This is a genomic window from Neolewinella lacunae (assembly GCF_014349155.1).
Lineage (GTDB): Bacteria > Bacteroidota > Bacteroidia > Chitinophagales > Saprospiraceae > Neolewinella > Neolewinella lacunae.
Genome location: NZ_JACSIT010000152.1, coordinates 252,336 through 272,960 on the forward strand (window position 1 = coordinate 252,336; position 20,625 = coordinate 272,960).

The 20,625-nt window shown below is 58.9% G+C and carries 13 protein-coding genes; 3 read left to right on the forward strand and 10 right to left on the reverse strand.

The annotated features are described in order from the left end of the window. Positions 1 to 238 precede the first annotated feature (238 nt). Positions 239 to 2,674 carry a zinc-dependent metalloprotease gene (locus H9S92_RS19855; protein ID WP_187468444.1) on the forward strand — a complete coding sequence of 812 codons (2,436 nt, stop codon included), beginning with the start codon at positions 239 to 241 and terminating at the stop codon, positions 2,672 to 2,674. Positions 2,675 to 2,751: 77 nt separating this feature from the next. On the opposite strand, the gene H9S92_RS19860 is transcribed toward H9S92_RS19855, so the two are convergent. Then, complete coding sequence (locus H9S92_RS19860) at positions 2,752 to 3,828, reverse strand: App1 family protein (RefSeq protein WP_187468445.1); 1,077 nt, start codon at positions 3,826 to 3,828, stop codon at positions 2,752 to 2,754. Positions 3,829 to 4,096: 268 nt separating this feature from the next. Here H9S92_RS19860 and porX point away from each other — a divergent pair, with 268 nt between their 5' ends. Beyond that, positions 4,097 to 5,653 carry a T9SS response regulator signal transducer PorX gene (gene porX, locus H9S92_RS19865; protein WP_187468446.1) on the forward strand — a complete coding sequence of 519 codons (1,557 nt, stop codon included), beginning with the start codon at positions 4,097 to 4,099 and terminating at the stop codon, positions 5,651 to 5,653. A gap of 109 nt (positions 5,654 to 5,762) precedes the next feature. On the opposite strand, the gene H9S92_RS19870 is transcribed toward porX, so the two are convergent. The 9 genes from H9S92_RS19870 to H9S92_RS19910 all read right to left on the reverse strand — a co-directional run bounded on the left by H9S92_RS19870 (position 5,763) and on the right by H9S92_RS19910 (position 19,357). Continuing rightward, positions 5,763 to 8,012, reverse strand: coding sequence for a hypothetical protein (locus H9S92_RS19870; protein ID WP_187468447.1), 2,250 nt, complete (start codon positions 8,010 to 8,012; stop codon positions 5,763 to 5,765). A gap of 349 nt (positions 8,013 to 8,361) precedes the next feature. Next, on the reverse strand, positions 8,362 to 10,155 hold the full coding sequence (locus H9S92_RS19875; RefSeq protein WP_222936181.1) for an SLC13 family permease: 1,794 nt from the start codon (positions 10,153 to 10,155) through the stop codon (positions 8,362 to 8,364). Positions 10,156 to 10,381: 226 nt separating this feature from the next. Beyond that, positions 10,382 to 12,184: a tetratricopeptide repeat protein gene (locus H9S92_RS19880; RefSeq protein ID WP_187468449.1), complete on the reverse strand. Its 1,803-nt coding sequence runs from the start codon at positions 12,182 to 12,184 to the stop codon at positions 10,382 to 10,384. 242 nt (positions 12,185 to 12,426) lie between these two features. Further along, positions 12,427 to 13,353: an energy transducer TonB gene (locus H9S92_RS19885; RefSeq protein ID WP_187468450.1), complete on the reverse strand. Its 927-nt coding sequence runs from the start codon at positions 13,351 to 13,353 to the stop codon at positions 12,427 to 12,429. A 19-nt stretch (positions 13,354 to 13,372) separates the two neighbouring features. Then, positions 13,373 to 13,819 carry a VanZ family protein gene (locus H9S92_RS19890; RefSeq protein WP_187468451.1) on the reverse strand — a complete coding sequence of 149 codons (447 nt, stop codon included), beginning with the start codon at positions 13,817 to 13,819 and terminating at the stop codon, positions 13,373 to 13,375. Positions 13,820 to 13,824: 5 nt separating this feature from the next. Then, positions 13,825 to 14,214, reverse strand: coding sequence for a glycine cleavage system protein GcvH (gene gcvH, locus H9S92_RS19895; protein ID WP_187468452.1), 390 nt, complete (start codon positions 14,212 to 14,214; stop codon positions 13,825 to 13,827). A gap of 54 nt (positions 14,215 to 14,268) precedes the next feature. Then, the gene (locus tag H9S92_RS19900; protein ID WP_187468453.1) at positions 14,269 to 15,570 is read right to left on the reverse strand and encodes a citrate (Si)-synthase; all 1,302 of its coding nucleotides are present in this window, start codon (positions 15,568 to 15,570) and stop codon (positions 14,269 to 14,271) included. Positions 15,571 to 15,786: 216 nt separating this feature from the next. Beyond that, the gene (locus H9S92_RS19905) at positions 15,787 to 17,139 is read right to left on the reverse strand and encodes a DUF58 domain-containing protein (RefSeq protein ID WP_187468454.1); all 1,353 of its coding nucleotides are present in this window, start codon (positions 17,137 to 17,139) and stop codon (positions 15,787 to 15,789) included. Positions 17,140 to 17,278: 139 nt separating this feature from the next. After that, positions 17,279 to 19,357, reverse strand: coding sequence for a T9SS type A sorting domain-containing protein (locus tag H9S92_RS19910; protein WP_187468455.1), 2,079 nt, complete (start codon positions 19,355 to 19,357; stop codon positions 17,279 to 17,281). 224 nt (positions 19,358 to 19,581) lie between these two features. Between H9S92_RS19910 and thiL the strand changes: the two genes are divergently transcribed. Then, positions 19,582 to 20,616: a thiamine-phosphate kinase gene (gene thiL, locus H9S92_RS19915; RefSeq protein ID WP_187468456.1), complete on the forward strand. Its 1,035-nt coding sequence runs from the start codon at positions 19,582 to 19,584 to the stop codon at positions 20,614 to 20,616. Positions 20,617 to 20,625: the final 9 nt, after the last annotated feature.

A 20,625-nucleotide genomic window follows, 5' to 3' on the forward strand; every position in this document is an offset into this window, starting at 1 on the left:
GGAAAGATTGTGGGCCGCAGAAGGCTCAGTTGGAGGGGGCAAAACGGCGGATTCGCCCATCCGTAAAGGTAACGTGCCCCGGTTGAAAAAGTGCGCCTGGCCGCTGCTTGGCTGGCTTTCGACGTCTTTGTCCGCTGCATTGCACCGCAGAAATGGGCTTACTGGGTAGCTTGCCAACTTTCCCCGGGGAAAAACCATTAGCTTTGAACGTTCTGGGAATCTTAACCATATCACATTCATGAAACAAATATTTTTCCTGCTGACGCTGCTGCTCAGCACCCCCATCCTCGTTGCGCAGGCAGAAAATGCTGATACCGGGGCCTCCGAAAAAAAGGAGGACGCCAAAGACGAGAAAAAAGAGAAGAAAGACCCCTACGCCGAGCTGACGAAAGACGCTGAAATCGCCAAGGGTTTATTCGACGTCATTACCAAAGAAGGCAAAACCTACTTTGAGCTTCCCCTGGGCTTGCTGGAGGACGAAATTCTGGTGGTCAGCCGCATCAGTGGCTTCGTCAAAGGGCTCAATTTCGGTGGGGCGGGCGTTCGCAGCCGGCCGCAGCAAGTTATCCGCTGGCAGAAGAAAGGCGATAAGGTGCTCCTCCGCAGCGTCAGCTACAACAGTGTGGCAGACGAAAACCTGCCGGTCTACCAGTCCGTACGCAACAACAACTTCGAGCCCATCATTGCCGCCTTTGATGTCAAAGCCTACGGCAAAGACAGCCTCAGCATCGTTGCTGAGGTCACCCCATTGTTTACCACCGACGTAGAAATGATTGGTGCCGTCGACGGCGACGAGCGGAAGCGCTTCGGGATCAAGGGCCTGGACAAAAGCCGGAGCATGGTCATGTCGGCCAAAGCCTTCCCCAGCAACGTGGAAATCCGCCACGTCCTTACTTACAACGGCGATAAGTTGCCCGATAACCAAGTCACCGGCACCCTTTCCGTCGAAATGAACCAGAGTTTCATTCTGCTCCCCGCCGACCCCATGCGCCCCCGCGTGTACGACCCCCGGGTAGGCTACTTCAGCATCCGGCAAACGAACTACGGCCTGGACGCCCAACGCGCCGAAACCCAGCGCTTCATCACCCGCTGGCGCCTGGAGCCCGTAGACATGGCCGCCTGGAAACGCGGAGAACTGGTGGATGTGAAAAAACCCATCGTCTACTACATCGACCCCGCTACCCCCGAAGAATGGGCCCCCTACATCGCCCAAGGGGTTGACGACTGGGCCAAGACCTTCGAAGCGATTGGCCTGAAAAACGCCATCATGTCCAAACGCGCCCCCACCAAGGAAGAAGACCCCGACTGGAGCCCCGAAGACGTCCGTTACTCCGTCATCCGTTACGTTACCACCGACATTCAGAACGCGATGGGGCCCCACGTACACGACCCCCGCACGGGCGAGATCCTGGAAAGCGACATCATCTGGTACCACAACGTGATGAACCTGCTGCGCAACTGGTACCTGATCCAGACGGCCGCCGTAAACCCCAAGGCCCGCACGCCCAAGTTCGAGCGCGAAGTGATGGGCGAACTCATCCGCTTCGTCAGCGCCCACGAAGTAGGGCATACCCTGGGCCTGCCCCACAACATGGGCAGCTCCGCCGCCTACAGCGTGGCAGATTTGCGCAAACCCGGCTTCGTGCAGGAGAACGGTACGGCACCCAGCATCATGGACTACGCCCGCTTTAACTACGTTGCGCAGCCCGAAGACAAGGGGGCGGGCCTCCACCCCAAGATCGGCCCCTACGATTTCTACGCCATCGAGTACGGCTACAAGCCAATGCCCGAAGTCAACTCTGCGGAAGCGGAAAGGCCCCTGCTCAATAAAATGGTGAAGGCCAAGGCCAACGACCCCCGCTACCGCTACGGCGCCCAGCGCGGCAACGGCCACGACCCCAGCGCCCAAACCGAAGACCTGAGCGGTGATGCCGTTGCCGCCTCCGACCTCGGCATTGCCAACCTCAAGCGGATCGTCCCTAACCTGCCTACCTGGATGGCTGAAGACGGCAAATACTTTGAGGACCTGGAAGAAGTTTACGACAACGTCATCGGTCAGCTGCGTCGCTACACCGGCCACGTGGCCAGCAACGTCGGTGGCGTCATTGAATGGCAACGGTCGGCCGACGAAGGAAAGGTCGTCTACGAAACCGTCGACGCCGCCAAACAACGCGCCGCCGTAGACTTCGTCAACCGCCAGATCTTTACTACACCCACCTGGCTGCTCGACCCCGCCATCCTGCAGCGCATCTCCCCCAGCGGCGTGGCCGACAAAATCCGCGGGCTCCAAGGAACCGCCCTGAGCACCCTGATGAACCTCAGCCGCCTCAACCGCCTGGCCGAACAACAGGCCCTCACCCCCGCCACCTACGGCTTGATGGACCTGATGGAGCAAACCCGCAACGGCGTCTTTACCACCGCAAACACGAACTCCACCTTCGGTCGTACCCTGCAATCCAACTACGTCAAAGGCTTGGCCAGTTTGCTGGAAAATGACGAAGCCGGCGCCGACGTAAAAGCCGCCGCGCGCGCCACCCTCGTGAAAGTAGCTTCCGACCTGGATGCTTCCACGGCTTCTGCCGACCAGGCTACCCTGGTCAGCGGCCACCAGATGGAACTCTCCCAACAGATTAGCCTGGCCCTCAAAGGGGTAGAGGCTTTGTTGGAGAAATAAGCACCGAAGACGTTCGTAAAAAGCAAAGCGGGCGCGGAGGAATTTCCTTCGTGCCCGCTTTGCTGTTTTGGTAGACCCTACGCCCCCGCAATCCACCCCCGTTGCCGCGCGTGCTCCAGGGCCTCAGCGTAATCACCAATCAATTTCACTTCGATGCCCGCAGCAGATTCGATGAGTTGCTCAATGCGTTGGGCGCGGCGCTCGTGCTGGACGTCCCGGATGTAGATGGCCAGGATGCGGCCGGGGTTGTTGCGCGCGGCTTCCAGGTAGATGTCGGTATCGTGCTCGCCGGAGTCACCGACGAGGATGAAAGGCATGGTGGGGTAGGTGGTCAGGATTTTGCGGACCATGTCAGCCTTGTGGGTCCGGTAACTGAACAGGGCATCTTCGGCGGGCAGGCCAAAGTCGCGCAGCAAAATCGGGCCACGGGGGAAGTGGTGGAGCTGGACAAAGTCGGCCAGCAGGTCGTACAAGTTCCACGGAGAATTCGAGACGTAGAAAAAGGGATTGAATCCTTCCCCGTCGGTACCCAGTGCGAGGGCCTGGTAAAAGTCGGCGACCCCTGCAAAAGCCCGGCGGTTGCCCGCGTTTTTCAGCAGGGTATGTACCATCGTCTTGAGCTTCAGGCGGCTGGTCACGTCGGTCTGCAGGATCGTATCGTCGATGTCGCTGATCACCCCGAAATCGGCTGCGCTGGGAACAACGACGTCGGAGTGGGAGACAAAGTCTACCGGGCCATCGAAGGGGGTAGAGCGGACGATGACTTCCGCCTCGTGCCAAAGCCCGTGCTCACTCACTACTTCGTCTTCCGGGGCACAGTGGTGCTCTACGTGGAAGTAGCCCTCGGAGTCGGTGATGCGCCGGAACGTGTGGTGCCCCCAGCAAATGTCCACCTCCGCGCCGGTGATTTCCCGGCTGTTGAGGCGTTTGAAGTTGTTGACGATGTTGTCCAGCAGGTTATCGCGTTCGCCGCGGCTGATGCCCCGGTCGCGAAGCACCCGCCCGGTCAGGAAGAGGTAGTCTTCCCGGCCGAAGCCGACGTAGTTGGCCACGGAAACGGGCTTATCGTGCCCCCAGCCGAGGCGGTCTACCATTTCGTCCCACTCCCGGTGGGCAATTTTGCCAATGGCTTGCAAGGTTTGTTTAATGGGCATAACCCCCTTAACGTTCCGGAGGAGACGGGGTTTGCCGGCGGACGTCCTAATTCGTCCAACCTCCCCCCGCACCTGCGGCCGCGCAAATAAAAAAAGACAATACTTTCTCCCCCGACTTCACCGTTCCAACCATCCCACCGCCTTAAACGTAGTATCTTTCCCTTCGTTTTGGCAGACTTACCACACAAAACTGCGGCAAACACGTTACTAGTTTCTTTCTCCCCGCAAGACCAAGCCTTTTCAGCAAGCTTTAAACCCCACACTCCGCATGGATCAAATCACCATTCTCTGGGCTGATGACGAAATAGACCTCTTCAAACCCCAACTGCTGTTTCTTGAGAAGAAAGGTTACGCCGTCGTCACCGTCACCAACGGACACGACGCCCTGGAGGAATTGCAGAGCAATGGGGACATCGACATAGTGTTTCTGGACGAATCCATGCCCGGCCTCACTGGCCTGGAGACCCTGAGCCGCATCCGGGAAAGCAACTCCAACATCCCGGTGGTGATGATCACCAAGAACGAGGCCGAGCACGTCATGGAAGAGGCCATTGGCAGCCAGATTGCTGGCTACCTCCTCAAGCCCGTTAACCCCATGCAGATCCTGCTGACGCTCAAAACGATCGTCGACGAAAAGCGCCTGGTGCGGGAAAAAACCAACACCGATTACCAGCAGGATTTTCGCCAGCTGCTGATGCAAATCAACAGTGGCCTCGATAAGGCCGAGTGGGTGGAGGTCTACAAGAAAATCATCAACTGGGAGATCAAACTGGAAGACAGCCAGAGTGAGCAGATGGGCGAAATCCTGGCCGTCCAGAAAAAGGAGGCCAACGCCGAATTCAGCAAGTTCATCGACCGCAATTACCTCGACTGGGTCGGTGGCGAAGACGCCCCCATCATGTCCCACAATCTGATGCGGGAGAAAGTATTTCCCTACATCAATAAGGACCGGCCCACGGTCCTGGTCTTGCTCGATAATATGCGCTACGACCAGTGGAAGGTCATCGAGCCCTACCTCACCCAGCTTTACAAGGTGGAGGAAGAAGACTACTTCTACAGCATCCTGCCCACCGCCACGCAGTACAGCCGGAACGCCATTTTCGCCGGTATGCTGCCCAGCGACATCGCCAAGCACTACAAAGACTGGTGGAAAAACGACGCCGAGGAAGGCGGCAAGAACAACCACGAAGCCGACTTGCTCGGCAAACAAATCGAGCGCATCCTGCGGCGCGGAGACATCAAATGGGAATACACCAAGGTGACGCGCACCAACTTCGCCCGGCAGATGCAAGACCGGGCCCTGGATTTTTTGAACAACGACTTCAGCGTCATCGTCTACAACTTCATCGATATGCTGAGCCACGCCCGTACGGAGATGGAAGTGCTCAAGGAGTTGGCCGGCGACGAAAAAGCCTACCGCAGCCTCACCCGCAGCTGGTTTGAAAACAGCCCCCTTTGGGCCACCTTACGCAAACTCGCCGAGCGCGACATCCAGCTCATCGTCACTACCGACCACGGCACCATCCGCGTCAATACTCCCAGCCGGGTCGTCGGAGACCGCGACACGAGCACCAACCTGCGCTACAAGCTCGGCCGTAACCTCAACTACGAAGAAAAAGACGTTTTTGAAGTCCGCGACCCTGCCAAAGCCATGCTCCCCCGGCCCAACCTCAGCTCCACGTTCATCTTCGCCAAGGAAGACAAGTTCTTCCTCTACCCCAACAACTACAACTATTACAACAACTACTACAAGGACACCTTCCAGCACGGCGGCGTCAGCCTGGAAGAGATCATCTGCCCCATCGTTAGGCTGCGTAGCCGGTAGTAGTGGAGGGCGCGGCCGCAGGTGCTCCCCCCCGACCCCCCGAAGGGGGAGTTAGTTGGCCCCCCAACCCCCAAAGGGGGAGAGCAAGGGAAGTCTGGCCCAGCCGGGCTTATTGGAGCATCCTGACGAGGCGGTCCATTTCAACCTGGACGGCTGGGTCCTGGCTGGCCCGCAGCACCTGCCGGCGTTCCTGCTCGGTGAGGTGGAAGGATACGGAGGTCCGCAGCGGGTCGTCCGCCGCCGGCTGGTAGTTGAAGCGGTAGAGGTGGAAATTCTCTGGTCCCAGGGTAGCGGCGAGCTGCCCCAGCAGGACTTCCTGGTCCAGAATCTGGACGCTGAGGATATTGCCCGCCACCCCCACTGGCCGAAACAGGCTGGAGACCACGCCCCGATTGTCTGCGGCCTCGGGTTCGGGTTCCCGTTCGCGGAAGGCACTGATCTGCACGATGTGGACCCCCGAGGTATTTTCCAAAATCCAATCCCGGAAGACGGATACGAAGCGGACCGCCGAGGTGATGCCGTAGTTATCGCGGTAGCCTGCGTCCATCAGGCGGATTACGGGCGTGGTGGGCAGCCGGACGAGCGGCAATACGTAGGGATAGGTGGCATTCATGCGCAACGCCGTGATGAAGCGGAGGCTATCGGCGTCTTGCCCGGCCAGCAGCCAGCGGAAATCTACCATATCGGGCATCAAGGCCAGGTTGCCCCGCGTTGCCGCCTCCGACGCCGTCATGTACGTAACACCCTGCGGGGAAATAACCATCCTGCGGCCATCGTCGACAATGCTGGGGGTGACAAAAAGCAGGGGGATGCGGGCCGTCCGTTCCGGCTCCCGGTAGGTCCAGATCGCTTTATCCAGCGTGTGGTCGGTATTGATGGCCAACTCCCGTTCGAAGCCGTAGGCCCGGTCGCGGCGGTAGCTTTTTCCGCCCACCGTAACCCGGGCCAGCGGCAGGAAAACGTCGTTGCTGACGATGGAAAAGGCTACGGGGTTGAGCAGGTCCCGGCTGATGCGATCCAGGCGGAAAACGTCGTTTTCCCGAAAGTTAGGGTCGCTCAGGTAAGCTTCCCGCAGGTAGGCCAGCCCGATTTGCCCGCCGCTGGCACCGGTCATCAGGGCGGTATGGTGCAGAAACGCTCCGTCGCTGCACCCTTCGATGGTTTGGGCGATGTGCGTGGCCCACAGCGCTGCCGTCAGGCCTCCCCCGGAGGCGCATACGATGACCAAAGGCGGGCGTTCCTCGTTTTGCTTTGCCTTCCAGTTTTCCAGAATGGCGGTTGTAGCGGCAATGTCCTCGGCCAGCTTAGGGCTACCGTAAAGGCCCTGCAAGCGATCTTCGGAGTACGCCGCCGTCAGGTTGTAATCCAAGCCATACGCCTGGTTGCCCAGCTGAAACCAGGGGGCGCTGGTCAGGACATTTATCGCCACCAACGACAACAGCAGCAGCGTCACCCGCCATTCCGAAAACCAGTAACTCACCGCCCCGATAAAGGCAATTACCAGACTCAGCATCACCAAAAAGCTGGCCCCCGCCGGAATTTGGAAAAGGGGGCGATCAATCAAAAGGCCCAGCCCCGCCAACAACAATGCGGTAATCACCTGAAGCAGGATGGCGTTAAGGTGGTTCTGCCGGAAAATGCCCTGCAATACGGAAGATTCGTAATGGGCCACGGAACGCACCAGGCGGGTTTTCAGCCCTTCGTTGAGGTAGGTGCGCACCCGGTAGGGGTTGTCGTACAGCCGGGTCAGGACGGGAGCCAGCGCCTGGGCCCGGTAGGGGCGATGACCCTGGGCCGAGGCCGTACCTTCACCGGGGCCCATATTCGGAGGTCGCTCCCGGTGCCGCGGGCGATAGTAGCTGATGTCCCGGTTGGTCAGGTTGAAGTAAAGCGCGTAGAGAAACAAACTGATCACGACGCCCAGGGCCAGGCCGCTCAGGCTTTCCAGCAGAATCCAGGAGTCGGTGTCCAGTCGGAAAAACCGCACCAACAAGCCAAAGTAAAAGAACAGGACGCCCAGCGGCAGGAGGGCATTGTTGATGCAAAATTTGAAAAAGGGCCGCGAAAGGCTGGCCAGGAAATTGAAATAGCCGCCGATGAGAAGGTAAGTACTCAGGTTCCAGGTCATTGCAAAAAAACCGTAGGCAATCCCCACAATCAGGAAAGACCAAAAATCCGTCCGGTTCAAATACTCGGGGTCCAGGAAAAGGTACTGCAAACCCAGCTGGGGGCCCACCAGGCCGCTCATCATCAATAAAAGCAGCGCCCAAACCACCAGCAACAGGAAATTGCTCCGCAGGTGCAACAACAGTAACTGCACGGAGAATGACCTGAGGATGTTTTGTAGCAAATCGACCATGAATCCCAAAGCTACGCACTAGCCAGCAGTTGGAATTTGGCGATTTGGCAAAATTTCCTCGTTAAATCGGGCCACAAAGTGCAATCCTTTCCGCATCTCTGAAGTTGAAAACCTAAGGCACTGCGCTTTATACCGTTTTACCCCCACCAAAAGAATCCCGCCATGCATCTCCTCGGACTCACTTCTAAGTACGCCCGGATCGGCCTTTACGCGGGCGTGCTGGTTTTTTTCCTTGGCCAGGCCCTGGAAGACCACGATGCCCCCCCTGCCCCCCGGCCATCTATTCATGCCCAACCTTATCATTCAGCCACCATAGTTCCCCCAACCCCGGAAGAGGCTTTACCTGATGCTATAGTTGAAAAAACAGGGGCACCAACAAGGTTGTCACCACCCAGCAGATGAGGTTCAGCGGAGCGCCAACGCGGGTAAAGTCGGTAAAACGGTAGCGTCCCGCGCCGTACACCATGGCGTTGGTTTGGTAGCCTACGGGCGTCATGAAGCTGGCCGAGGCGGCAATGGTGACCGTTACGAGAAGAGGCATCGGGTCCACCCCCAGCTGTTGAGCCGCAGCAATGGCCACCGGCGCCAACAGGGCGGCTGTGGCGTTGTTGCTCATTACTTCCGTCAAAAGGTTAGTAACCAGGTAGAGGGCGGCAATCAAAGCGTAGGTGCCCCACTGGCTCACTACGCCGGTTAGCAGGCTGGCGACCTGGGTATCCAGCCCGCTGTTGCTCATCGCCCGCCCGAGGCTGAGGGCACCCGCCAGCAGGAAGATGATTTTCCAGTCAATGGCTTCGTAGGCTTCCTTCATCGTCAGCGTCCGGCCCAAGACGAGCAAGCATACGCCCCCCAAAGCCGCAATGCTGATGGGGGTAATGCCCGCCGTAGCCAGCACGATGAGCCCGACGATGGTGGCCAGCACGAAGTAAAAACGCGTCCGCTTAAAATCACTGATGGTGTCGCTCGAGAGCAGAATGAAAGGACTGTCCTGGCGCTGCTCAATACGCTGGAGCTCAGTCAGGTAATGGCTCTTGATTTCGGCCAGGATGACGTCGCCCGCCTTCAGGGGCAACTGGTAGAGGTTTTCGTGCAGCGTCTCTTCCCGGTGGCGTACGGCCAGGGGGACGGCCCGGAAGCTGCGCCGGAAGTCCACCTGCCGGAGGGTCTTGCCAACGAACTCGGAATTGGGCGTTACCACCATTTCTACCAGGCTGGAATTGTCCCGCTCTAATCCCGTACCCATAACCCGCACGCTGCCCGAGTGATCGACCAGGCGGACCCAATCCTTCAGGCTTTTGATTTTTTCCCGGTCGCAACGGACCTTAAGGGTATCATCGGCCGCCAGCCGGAAGTCGCCCGGGGGCAGGGTAAATCGATCGCTGCCCCGGCGCACTTCAATGATGTCCATGTCCAGCTCCCGTACGATGGGAGAATCCATGATGCGCACGCCCGCCAACTTGGGATTGTCAAGGATGACAATTTCCGCCAGGTAATCGTGCAGGGCGAATTGTTCGGCCAGACTGACGTCCTCATCCCGGTCTGGCAACAGCCGTCCGCCCAGGTAAGTCAGGTACAGTACCCCGAGCACCAGCAGGCTGAGCCCCACCGGAGCAAGGGTAAATACCGAAAAGCCGGGCAGGCCTTTCGATTCGGCAATTCCACTGACGAGGATATTGGTGGAAGTGCCGATCAGCGTACACATCCCGCCCAGGATGCTGGCGTAGGAAAGGGGGATCAGCAATTTCGAAGGCTTAATCTTCGCCGAAGCCGCAATCCGTCCCACGATGGGAATGAAGACCGCCACCACTGGCGTATTGTTGATGAACGCCGAAACGGAAGCCACCACCAGAATGAGGAGCATCGTCGCTTGTTTGGGGCGCCGGCGAAAGCGCTCCGCCATCGACCCCGCCAGCAGTTGCAATGCGCCCGTTTTCAGCAACGCCGCCGAGAGCACAAACATGAAGGCAACCGTCAGCGTAGCCCCGTTGCTGAAACCCTCCAGGCCTTCTTCCGGGCTGATTACTCCGGTGGCCACCAGCGTCACCAGAATGAGCATAGCAATCAGATCCACCGTCAGCCACTCCGTAACGAAGAGCAGCACGGCAGCCAATGCAACGAATAAAGTGATGGTGGCAGTTGACAAGTGAAGGGGGGTATTACCGGCCATCCCTCGGCGGGCGGAAGCGCACTCCGTCTCAGCGCCAGCCCCGGGAGGCAGGCCCAGACACGGGCGCAACGCCAAAGATAAAAGCGGTGCCAGCTATTCCTAGCAATTCAGCAAAACAAAGCCAGGAAGTAAAACAGGGCGCGGCCGCAGGTGCTGCGAACGTTGAAGGAGCCAGGCCAGGCCAGCCCGCTGCTCCACAAGCCTACTGCACCGCATCCCCCCGCAATTCCCGGTATTTCTTGCGGGCTTCGACGGCAAGAATGCTTCCGCTGTAGTCGATGAAAAGCGTCTCGTACAACTCCTGGGCCTTGGCCAGGTCGCCGAGTTGTTTTTCGTAGAGACCCGCTAAGGCAAAAAGGCTGTTGTCCAGGCGAATGCTTTCCGGGAAGCCGTCGATCAGGCTCTGGTAGGCCGTCGCTGCATCCTGGTAGCGCCGCAGCTTCTGGTAGATATTGGCCTTCAGGTAAATGATGTCGTCTTCCAGGTCGTGGCCGGGGAAATCTCTTTTCAATCCATCCAGGGTGTTGAACGCTTCGTCGAAACGGTTTTGGAACACCAGCAACTCCGCGTCGGCGTAAGTTTGCAGGGCCCGGGCGCTGGTGTCGAGCCCCAGGTTATCGAGGATGAACACGGAAAGATCCAGCGCATCGTTGGCAATGAGGCGGGAAGTAGAGGCTTTGAGAACGTCAAACTGAGACTGTGCCCATTCAAAGTCTCCCCGGAAATAACTCAGGCGGGCGTTGCGGAAGCGCGCTTCGTGGCCGAGGAGGTCTTCCTTAAATTTTTTGTCCACCTGGGAGTAGAGGAGGGTAGATTCCCATTCTTCGCCCTGCATGAGGTAGAAGTCGGCCAGCGAAAGCTTGGCGGTAGCCTGGGTTTTGTCCTGAATGCCTGGCGTTTCCACTACGGTGGTGAGGATGGAGATGGCCCGGTCGAGGTCATTGAGAAAGAGGGCTTCCAGTTCGGCCAGCTGGATAGCAATGCCTGCGGAGGCCGGGTTGATGCCAAACTCGTCGAGAAAATCGGTGTAGGCCGTTTCCAGGATGCGGAGGTCTTGCTCGGTGTAATCGTACCCGTCCGTGATGGCCCGCCGCCGGGTAAGGAGGCCTTCGCGCTTGGCTTCCAGGTAGAGGGGGCTGGCCGTGCCTTTGGTGTCGGTAATGTAATCGAAGGAACTGATGGCCGTTTCGTAATCGCGGGCGTTGGCGGCCATTTGCCCGATGCGGAAGACCCGTTCGCCGGATTCGTCGAGGCGCTTATCCAGGGCGCGGGCCTGGCGAAGGGCCGATTTGTAGTCCTTGAGTTGGATGAAGACCCAGGCCAGCATTTCGGGGTAGCTTGTATCGTTGGGGTTACCTTCCTGGATCCTGGTGTAGAGTTGTTTCTGGGCCTCGAGCAGTCCTTCTTTATCGAGGTAGCGCTGAAAGTAGGTCTCCACCTGTTGCTGCCGTTTGGGCTCAGCGGCCAGTGCGTCCAGGTAGTTGCTGATCATGGGTTCGTTTTCCCCCTTGCGCCGGTAGAGGTCGCCCAGGTTGTAACTGAAGAGGCCCTTATTTTTGAGCAGGGTACTCCCTTTTTCGTAAGCGGCGATGGCGAAATCGTACTTCGTCATCCCGATGAAGGCATTGGCCAACTGGGTGATGCGGAATTGGTCGGCCGGCAATTCCTCGATGGCCTTGGCGTACTGTTTTTTGGCGCCTTCTTCGTCAAATTTTTCCTCCAGCAGCTGCCCGTACTTTACGTACAGGGCCACTTCCTCGGGCTGTTGCCGCAATTGCCGTTTGAGGGCCGCCTCGGCTTCGTCAAAGCGTTGAAGCTGAAGGAGGCTGGTGACGTAACGATCAAAGTAAAAGCTGTTCTCGGGCCGCTCTTTGAAGAGTTGTAAGTAGAGGTCGGCAGACTTTTCGTATTCGCCGTCCAGAAAGTATTGCTGGGCCAGCTGTTGGTTTTGGGCGGCGAGGGGAAGCAGAGCGGCCAGCAGAGCGAAAAGAAAGAGCAGGCGCATAAGGCGGTTCGTTGGGGAAGGAGTAATTAGACGGAATCCGATAGGTAAAGCTAACGCTTTTCGGGGGCTTTTAGGTGTAGTCCGTGCGGGTCCGTTCGGGCATTGCCCCGGTCTTTCCCCTGGCACCTGCGGCCGCGCCCCCGGAAAACGGCGCTCCGCACCCCACCGGGTCGCCCCGGAATGCGAAAGCCGACGCTCCGGGGAAGGAACGTCGGCTTTCGTACGGTGCGTGGAGCAAAGGATTACTCGAGCTTGAACTTCACGGGCAGGTTAAACTGTACGCGAACGCTGCGTCCGCCTTGCTTACCTGGGGTCCATTTCAGGCCCTTTTCATTCATCATTTCCACTACGCGGAGGGCTTCTTCACCGGTCTTTGCACCGGGGTTGCGCACTACTTTAGCATCGGTTACCGTACCGTCTTTCTCGACGACGAAGGAAACCACGGCCATCCCCTCTACGCCGTTTTCACGGGCAATGGCGGGGTACTTGATGTTGCCGTAGATGAATTCCAGCATCTTCTTATCGGCGCAGGCTTTGCGGTCTGCGTAGCTGCTGATGTCTTCACAACCGGGGAACAAAGGCATTTGCTCTACGACTTTGAAGATCTCGTCAACTTTCGGCGCGGGTGGTGGTGGCGGAGGAGGTGGGGGTGGTGGCGCCTTCTCCACTTTTACTTCGGGAGGGGCTTCCATTACCGTATTCTCATCAACGGAAGTATCTTCAAATTCCGGTGGATCTTCTTCAATCAATTCATCTTCCGGAACCTCTTCAATCACCGGAGGGGGTGGGGGGGGAGGGGGTGGGGGTGGTTCCGCCGTACGGGGTGGCTCCATCTCGATTTCTTCGTCGAGGTCGAGGGCACCGTCGGGGATATAAATTTCCTTCGAGTACTGCGTCCAGCCGAAGGCGAGGAGCGAAAGGCCCACCGCGAGCGCCAGCCCGAAGTTGAAGAAGGTAGAGCTCAGCCCGAAAACGTCCAACGGTTCGTACTTCGCCCGGTTGGCGATGTAAGACTTGTTGGCGTCATCGGCTGCCCGGTACTCACCCTGCAGTGCCTTCTCCGAACGCTTATTGTAAACCGATCTCATGAAATAGACCAGCCCGATAAGCCCTGCGAAGATGAGGACGAGAATGATTCCCAGGGTACCTCCGGAGTATGAGATATCCATGACAATTGGGTTTAAAAAGTTAATTGTTGTCTTCCACCGGAGTGGAAGGTGAAGTAGTGATTCGTTGTAAGACCAGGTAGCAGATGCCCCCGAAGGCGGCCCCCAGGAGGTTGGCGACCATGTCTACGGGGTCAAAACTACGGCCGGCCGTCACCGTGCCTTGCAGTACTTCCATCAGGCCTCCGAAAGTGCCGGCAAGACCGATGGCCGCAATTAGGCCCCACAACTTACGGCGTTCCGTGAAGATGGCCGACAATAATAGGGCAAAAATGGCGTAAACGCCAAAATGCGCAATCTTATCGGGGGAAAAAAGCAGGTTCCAATCGGGAACCACCGGCAGGGCGGCTCCGGGGAGCAAGCTGATCACGAGTACGAAACAGGCGTAGGCTGCGGCCGCAAACCGTTGTATGCGGCGGGTTTGGGGGGAAGATGCCTCCCGCTTTTGCTTTGGTGGGTGGCCGGGCAAAAAAATCAGGAAATTAATTCGCCGTAGGCCTCGGCCGTGAGCAAGCCACTGTGGTCTGCGGGATCAGCAAGTTCAATTTTTACGATCCATCCTTCACCGTAGGGGTCTTCATTGACCAGGGTGGGGTTGTCTCCGTCCTTTTCATCGAGCGCGCTGTTGAACTCCAGAATTTTGCCGGCGAGGGGCAGGAAGAGGTCGCTGGTGGTTTTGACGGCTTCGACGGTGCCGAAGATATCGTTCCGTTCCAGGGTCTCTCCTACGGTATCGACTTCTACGTAAACGAGTTCACCGAGCTGGTCTTGGGCGTAGTCGGTGATGCCAACGGTGGCAATATTGCCTTCGATGAGGACCCATTCGTGCTCGTGGGTGTACAGCAGGTTAGCGGGAATATTCATGTTGCTTAGTAGGTACGCAGTCGCGCACGGCAAAAAGTGGAAAAAAGAGGTGCGTTATTTATTGACTTGGGCCTTGAGCCAGTCGCTGGTTACTGACTTGGGCCTTTCCAGGGGCATACCCAGGGCGCGGCTCCAGATGCCGGCGGCCAGTACGCCGAGGGCCCGGCTGACGCCGAACAGGACGGTATAGTAGCTGTACTCCCGGAAGCCGTAGTGTACGAGGAGGGCACCGGAGTGGGCATCGACGTTGGGCCAGGGGTTTTTGACTTTGCCGAGGCCTTCGAGGATGGGGGGGACAACGTCAAAGATGTTCCAGACGGTGGTGATCAGGTTGCTGTCCTTGATGTACTGCTCGGCAAACTTGCGCTGGGCGGTAAAGCGGGGGTCGGGCTCCCGCAGTACGGCGTGGCCGTAGCCGGGGATGACCTTGCCTTCGGCCAGGGTGTTGTTTACGTAGTCCGCAATCTGTTCTTTCGTGGGGCGGTCGGTGCCGAGGGCTTCGATCATTTCGAAGATCCACTTGATCACTTCCTGGTTGGCCAGGCCGTGGAGGGGGCCCGCCAGCGCATTCATGCCAGCGGCGAAAGACAGGTAAGGGTCGCTCAGGGTGGAGCCTACCAGGTTGACGGTGTGGGCCGATGCGTTGCCCCCCTCGTGGTCAGCGTGGATGGTGAGGTACAGGCGCATGAGGCTGCGGAAGTCTTCGTCGTCACTGCCCAGCATGTGGGCATAGTTGGCGCTGTAGTCGAGGGTGGTATCCGGAGCGATGTGCTTACCCCCTTTGAACGCGCGGCGGTAGATGTACGCCGCCACGCGCGGCAAGCGGGCGATGAGGTTCATGCTGTCTTCGTAAACCGCATCCCAGTATTCGCTTTTGGGCATGCCCTCGGCGTAGCGCCGTTCGAAGATGCTGGTGGGCTGCATGGCCATGATGCCGATGGTGAACTGCGTCATCGGGTGGGTGTCTTCCGGAAGGCTGTCCAGGGTCTTGAAAACCTGGTCGGGGACGCCAGCGCGGGCGTGCCAATCGGCCGTCAGCCCGTCCACCTCCGCAGCGGTAGGAATTTCGCCCGTGAGCATGAGCCAGAACAAACCTTCGGGCTTGGGTTCTCCCTGGGGGCCGCTGGGGAGTAATTCTTTCAACTCGGGGATGGAATAACCACGAAAACGGATGCCCTTGATGGCGTCGAGCTGGCTGGTTTCCCACAGCATCATCTTGATGCTTCGCGCCCCTCCGGTGATCTGTCCCAGGGTTACTTCGTCCACCTTTAAATCACCGTGGGCCTTGTTGATTTCACGCAGCTCCTGGTAAAGGGCAATGGCTTTTTCAGCGAATTTCTGTTTAAGGGATTCCATGGATCGAAGGGTAAGTTTTTATTTGGTTTTGGGGAAGCCACGTGAATCTGTGGCTCCGTTGTCCATCAGGTAACACCTTCCCGTACTTCGGGTTGGGGGAGAAAGCGTTGCCAAACGGCTTAGCGGGCAAATAACGTGATTTCCCCACTTCTTTCCCCGGATTGGACCCGAAAGTTTCCCGGAAAACCAAATTTTCGTTGGCACGACAAGGAACCTCTACGCCAGCCCCCGTTTTTTTAGTTCCAGGTACTTATTAATCACCGCTCCCGTGAGATCTTCCGGACGGGTCAGAACGACGTTGACCCCGTTTTGCCGCAGCCGGGCGGCCATCAATTCCCGTTGTTGCAGGAAACGGCGGGCGGTAGACTTGCGGTAAACGTCTTCCACCTCCCCCGTCGGCACATCCAGCAACTCCGCAATTTCCGTGTTTTCGAAGAGGATGACCACGAGTTGGTGCGATTTACTGATGCGCCGCAACCCCGGCAATACGCGGTCGAGGGCGTAGTTGCTCTCGAAGTTGGTGAACAGAATGATGAGGCTGCGCCCACCGAGCAGCTTGCGGCTGGCGTAGTACAGCAGGTCATAATTGCTTTCTCTTTGCCGGTCCTGCTGGCGGTAGAGCGCTTCCATGATGCGCCGGAGTTGGTCGGGCTTGCTGTCGGCGGGCAATACCGTGCCGATCTTGTCGGAAAAAGTGATGAGCCCGGCGCGGTCTTCACGGGTCAGGATGACGTTGCTCAGGGCCAGGGTGGCGTTGATGGCGTAGTCCAGCAGGCTCAGCCCGTTAAAGGGCATGAGCATGGTCCGCCCCTTATCGATGCAACAAAAGACCCGCTGCGCGCGCTCGTCTTCGTACTGGTTGATCATCAGGGCGTTGTGGCGGCTGGTGGCCTTCCAGTTGATGCTGCGGAAGTCATCCCCCTTTACGTATTCCTTGATTTGGTCAAATTCGTAGCTCTTGGCCAGTCTGCGCAGGCGGCGACGCCCCGGGGCGGGTACCGTCGTTTTGGCCTGGAGGGCGAACTGGTTCATCTGTAAAATGCTGGGGTAAACGGGGACGACCTGGGCGGCAGCAAATTCCAGCCGCCGTTCCGCCAGCCGCCAGTTCGTCTTCAAAAAGATGTTGAGGTTGCCAAATTGGTACTCCCCGCGACTGAGCGGTAAAATGGGATAACTCAATTCGCGATCTTCCCCGGCGGGTAATTCAAAAGGAAGGTAGTGGTCGCGGATCTGCAATTCCGGCGGCAGTTCATCCGTCAGGGCCGCGTTAATGTTAAAAGTGCCCCGGTTACTTACCAGTACCCGCACGGGCATGCGGTCTCCCAGCGAAAAAACCCTGGGGGTGCGGCGCGTAGCCTCCACCGTGCCGGCCATGCGGTAAAGCTGTACCGTATCAAAGACCAAAGCCCCCAGCAACGCAACCAAGCCTGCGATGGCCAGGTAAAACAGCCAGCTCCAGTAAAAGCCCACGGCCGACGACAAAATGACGGCCCCCAGGCCCACAAAAAAGCGGTTCCCCAAATAGAGGTGGCGCAGGTGTTCGTAAATAGGCTTGAACCAGTTTTGCATCGGGTCGGAAAGGTACGTTTTGTTCCGAAATTGCGCAGCACGCCCCCCCCCCCGCGTGGCCCGCGGGCCGGAAAACGGGAAAGCAGCGACTTCCCCACCGGAAACCGCTGCTCTCCCAAGCAAAAATGACGGACCAGAATTACCGCTTGACCATCCGCACCCGGCCGGTGCGGGTCCCGTCAGTCCACCGCACAAAGTACACGCCGGCGGGGAAGGCCGCCAGGTCCACCGCAATCCGGGGCTGACCCGTGAAGACGTTGTGCTGCACTACCCGACGGCCGTTGCCGTCGAAGACTTCGATCTGGCCCTGCCCGCCCGTCCGCAGCTCGGGAAGTTCAAGGGTGAACTCCCCGCCCGTCGGGTTGGGGTAGGCCCGCAGTGCCAAAGCCGCCGGGCGGTCGGGGGAGCGGGTACTCGTCAGGAGTGCGTCGAGGTCGTGGCGCACGATGAAGCCGTCACCGCCGCTGAACCAGTAGCGGCCGTTCGGGGTCAGGGCACCGGCACGGAACGCGTAGCAATTGTAGGCAACGGCTTCCCAGGTGACTCCGTTGTCGCGGGAGACCGCTACTTCCCCGTTGTTGCCGGAAGCAAAGCGGTTGGTGAGCAGCAAGCCGTCGCTCGCCCGGCGGGTGATGTCGTAACCTCCCTGGTCGTTCTGGCTGGTCCAGGTCATGCCGCCGTCGGTCGTCACGTGGCGGCTGGAGGCGGTGGATACCCAGCCGTTGGTGGGAGTGGTGAAGTAAACGTCGACGGAGTTGTTGGCCGGCCCCACGCCCGCCGTCCAGGTCTGGCCGCCGTTGGTAGTGGTGGCAAACTGCGACTGCCGCCCCACGGCGTAGCCCCGGTTTTGGTCCAGAAAGAAAATGGCCGAAGGCTCGTAACCGAGGCTATGGGCAATCGCCGTCCAGCTCTGCCCATCGTTGGTCGTCACGTAAGCAAAGGTGCCCGACATCAGGTACAGGTCACCGTTGGGCTTCACCCCGATCCTCTGTGGGGTGTTGTTATCCGTCACCACGGCCCCGGGGAGGAACGGCGTAAAACTGGCACCCCGGTCGGTGGTAATCTGCACCCCGGACGAGCCCAAAACGATGGCCGCACCGTTGCTGAGTGCGTGGAGATCCCGGCCGAATTGGTTCATTTGTGTCCGCGTCCAGGTCAGTCCCGCGTCGGTAGTGGAAAGGAGTTCGTTGCCATTGATGGCGTAGCCCAGGGTGTTGGTGGCAAAGGCCAGGTGCTCAAGCCGATCCAGGCGGCCGAAAGGGGCCAGCTCTACGAAATTGGCAAAATCCTGGGGGGAATAAAGCAACTGGCTCTGGTTGCCTACCGTAAAAATTTCGTTCCCCCGGCGGTGGTACTTTTCGTTTACCCGCTGGGTGCTGGCCGGGATAAATTCGTTGCGCGTCCACGTCACCCCACCGTCGAGGCTCTCCAGGCGGCTGTTCACCACCTGGGCCCCTACGAGGTGGGTGGCGGAAAGGGCGATGAACCAATTGACGGAAGTGAGCTGGGAAGTAGGGTTGAGCAGGGTCCAGGTAGTCCCCCCGTTGGTGGTGCGGTAAAAAAGGCGGTCGGAGTCAAACAACCAGCCGCGGCTGGCGTCCAGCCAGGCCTGCTTCAGTACCGTTTTGGGGTGGGTGTAGCTCGTAGCGGTGAACGTGGCACCGTTGTCGGTACTCCGGTACAGCGTGTTGTCAATGAAGACGAAAATATTGTTGGCGACCGAAAAGTCCATATTCCCCCTGCTGTTGCCGGGAAAATCGATGGAAGTCCAGGTGCGGCCGCCGTCGGCGGAGCGGTCGTAGTAATTGCCGCCCGTTTCGTGGATTACTACGTTGGCAGTGAGCCAGTGGAGCTGGCCGTTGCTCGTGAAGTCGGGGTAATCGACGGGGCTCCAGACGTTACTGGCCAGGCGGAAAAAGCCGGTTTCAGTGGAGAGCATGGCCGTTGCGCAGCCGCCCGGGGCGCAGGCAATGCTCTCAATGTTCTCGTCGGTGGGGGAGGTCACCGTCGTCCAGCTTTGGCCACTGTCGGTCGTGCGGCGCAGGACTCCGCAGGTGCCTGCGGCAAAGCCCACGCCGGCAGCGTCAATGTGGATGTCCTGGAAATGGGTGATGAAATCCGCTGGGTAGCTAACCGGGATATCCGCCTGGGCGCGGACGCAGGTGCCTGCGAACAGGACGAGGAGCAGGGGAAGGCAGAGATGGGCAAGGGAGCGCATAGTTCAGGTTTTTGCGTAGGGACGAAAAAGGGAGGGAGATTCCATAAAACTAAGGACTTTTGTCCGCAATTCCCTTGCCGGGCCAACAAGTTCCCCGCCGTCGGGCAACTTGCTGCCGGGCGGAGGGTTACCTTCATTGCACCCAAAGCGACTTTCTTTGCACCCGCGGCCGCGCCCGTTTGTTGCTGCCGCCACCGCCGCAGCGTAGCTAACCCCACCCCCTTATGGCAACCCGTACCGACGTAAATACCCTGGGCGAATTTGGCCTGATTGACCGCCTGACCGCCCCTTTCCAACTCCGCCAGCCAAGCAGCCTGCTGGGCATTGGCGACGACGCGGCCATCATCGATACCGGCGGCCACGAACACCTCGTGGTCAGTACCGATATGCTCGTGGAAGGCATCCACTTTGATTTTGCCTACACCCCCTTGAAACACCTGGGCTACAAGGCCGTAGCCGTCAACGTGTCCGACATCTGCGCGATGAACGCCCGGCCCCAGCAGATCACCGTCAGTATTGCCCTGAGCAACCGCTTCAGCGTGGAAGCCCTCGAAGAACTCTACGCGGGCATCCAGGCCGCCTGCGAGGCCTACGGCGTGGACCTGGTGGGCGGCGATACGACGAGCTCCACCAAAGGACTCATCATTTCCGTTACCGCCATCGGACGGGCCCCGGCCAGCCGCATCACCCGCCGCAGCGGCGCCAAGGCGGGCGATCTCATCTGCATCACCGGCCACCTCGGCAGCGCCTACCTCGGCCTCCAACTCCTCGAACGGGAGAAGCAGATTTACCTGGCCAACCCCGGCACCCAGCCGGAAATGAAGCCAGAAAACAAAGACCTCTACGCCGCCATCCTCCGCCCCGAAGCACGTACCGATATGGTCGATCTGTTCGCGAAAAATGACATCGTACCCACGGCCATGATTGACATCAGCGACGGACTGGCCAGCGAGCTGATGCACATCTGCAAGGCCAGTCAGGTGGGCGCCATCCTTGAAGAGGCCAACGTCCCCATCCGTCCCGAAGCCCAGCTGCAAGCCCTCGAATTCAACCTCGACCCCATCACGTGCGCCCTCTCCGGCGGCGAAGACTATGAGTTGCTTTTTACCATCGACCCCAAAGACCTAGAAAAAATCCGCTTCCTGCCCGATATCTACATCGCTGGCGAGATCGTCCCGACGGCCGATGGCATCAAGCTCCACACCGTCGGCGGCAACATCCACGACCTGAAGGCCCAGGGGTGGAGCCACTTCGGGTAGTGGGCTGAA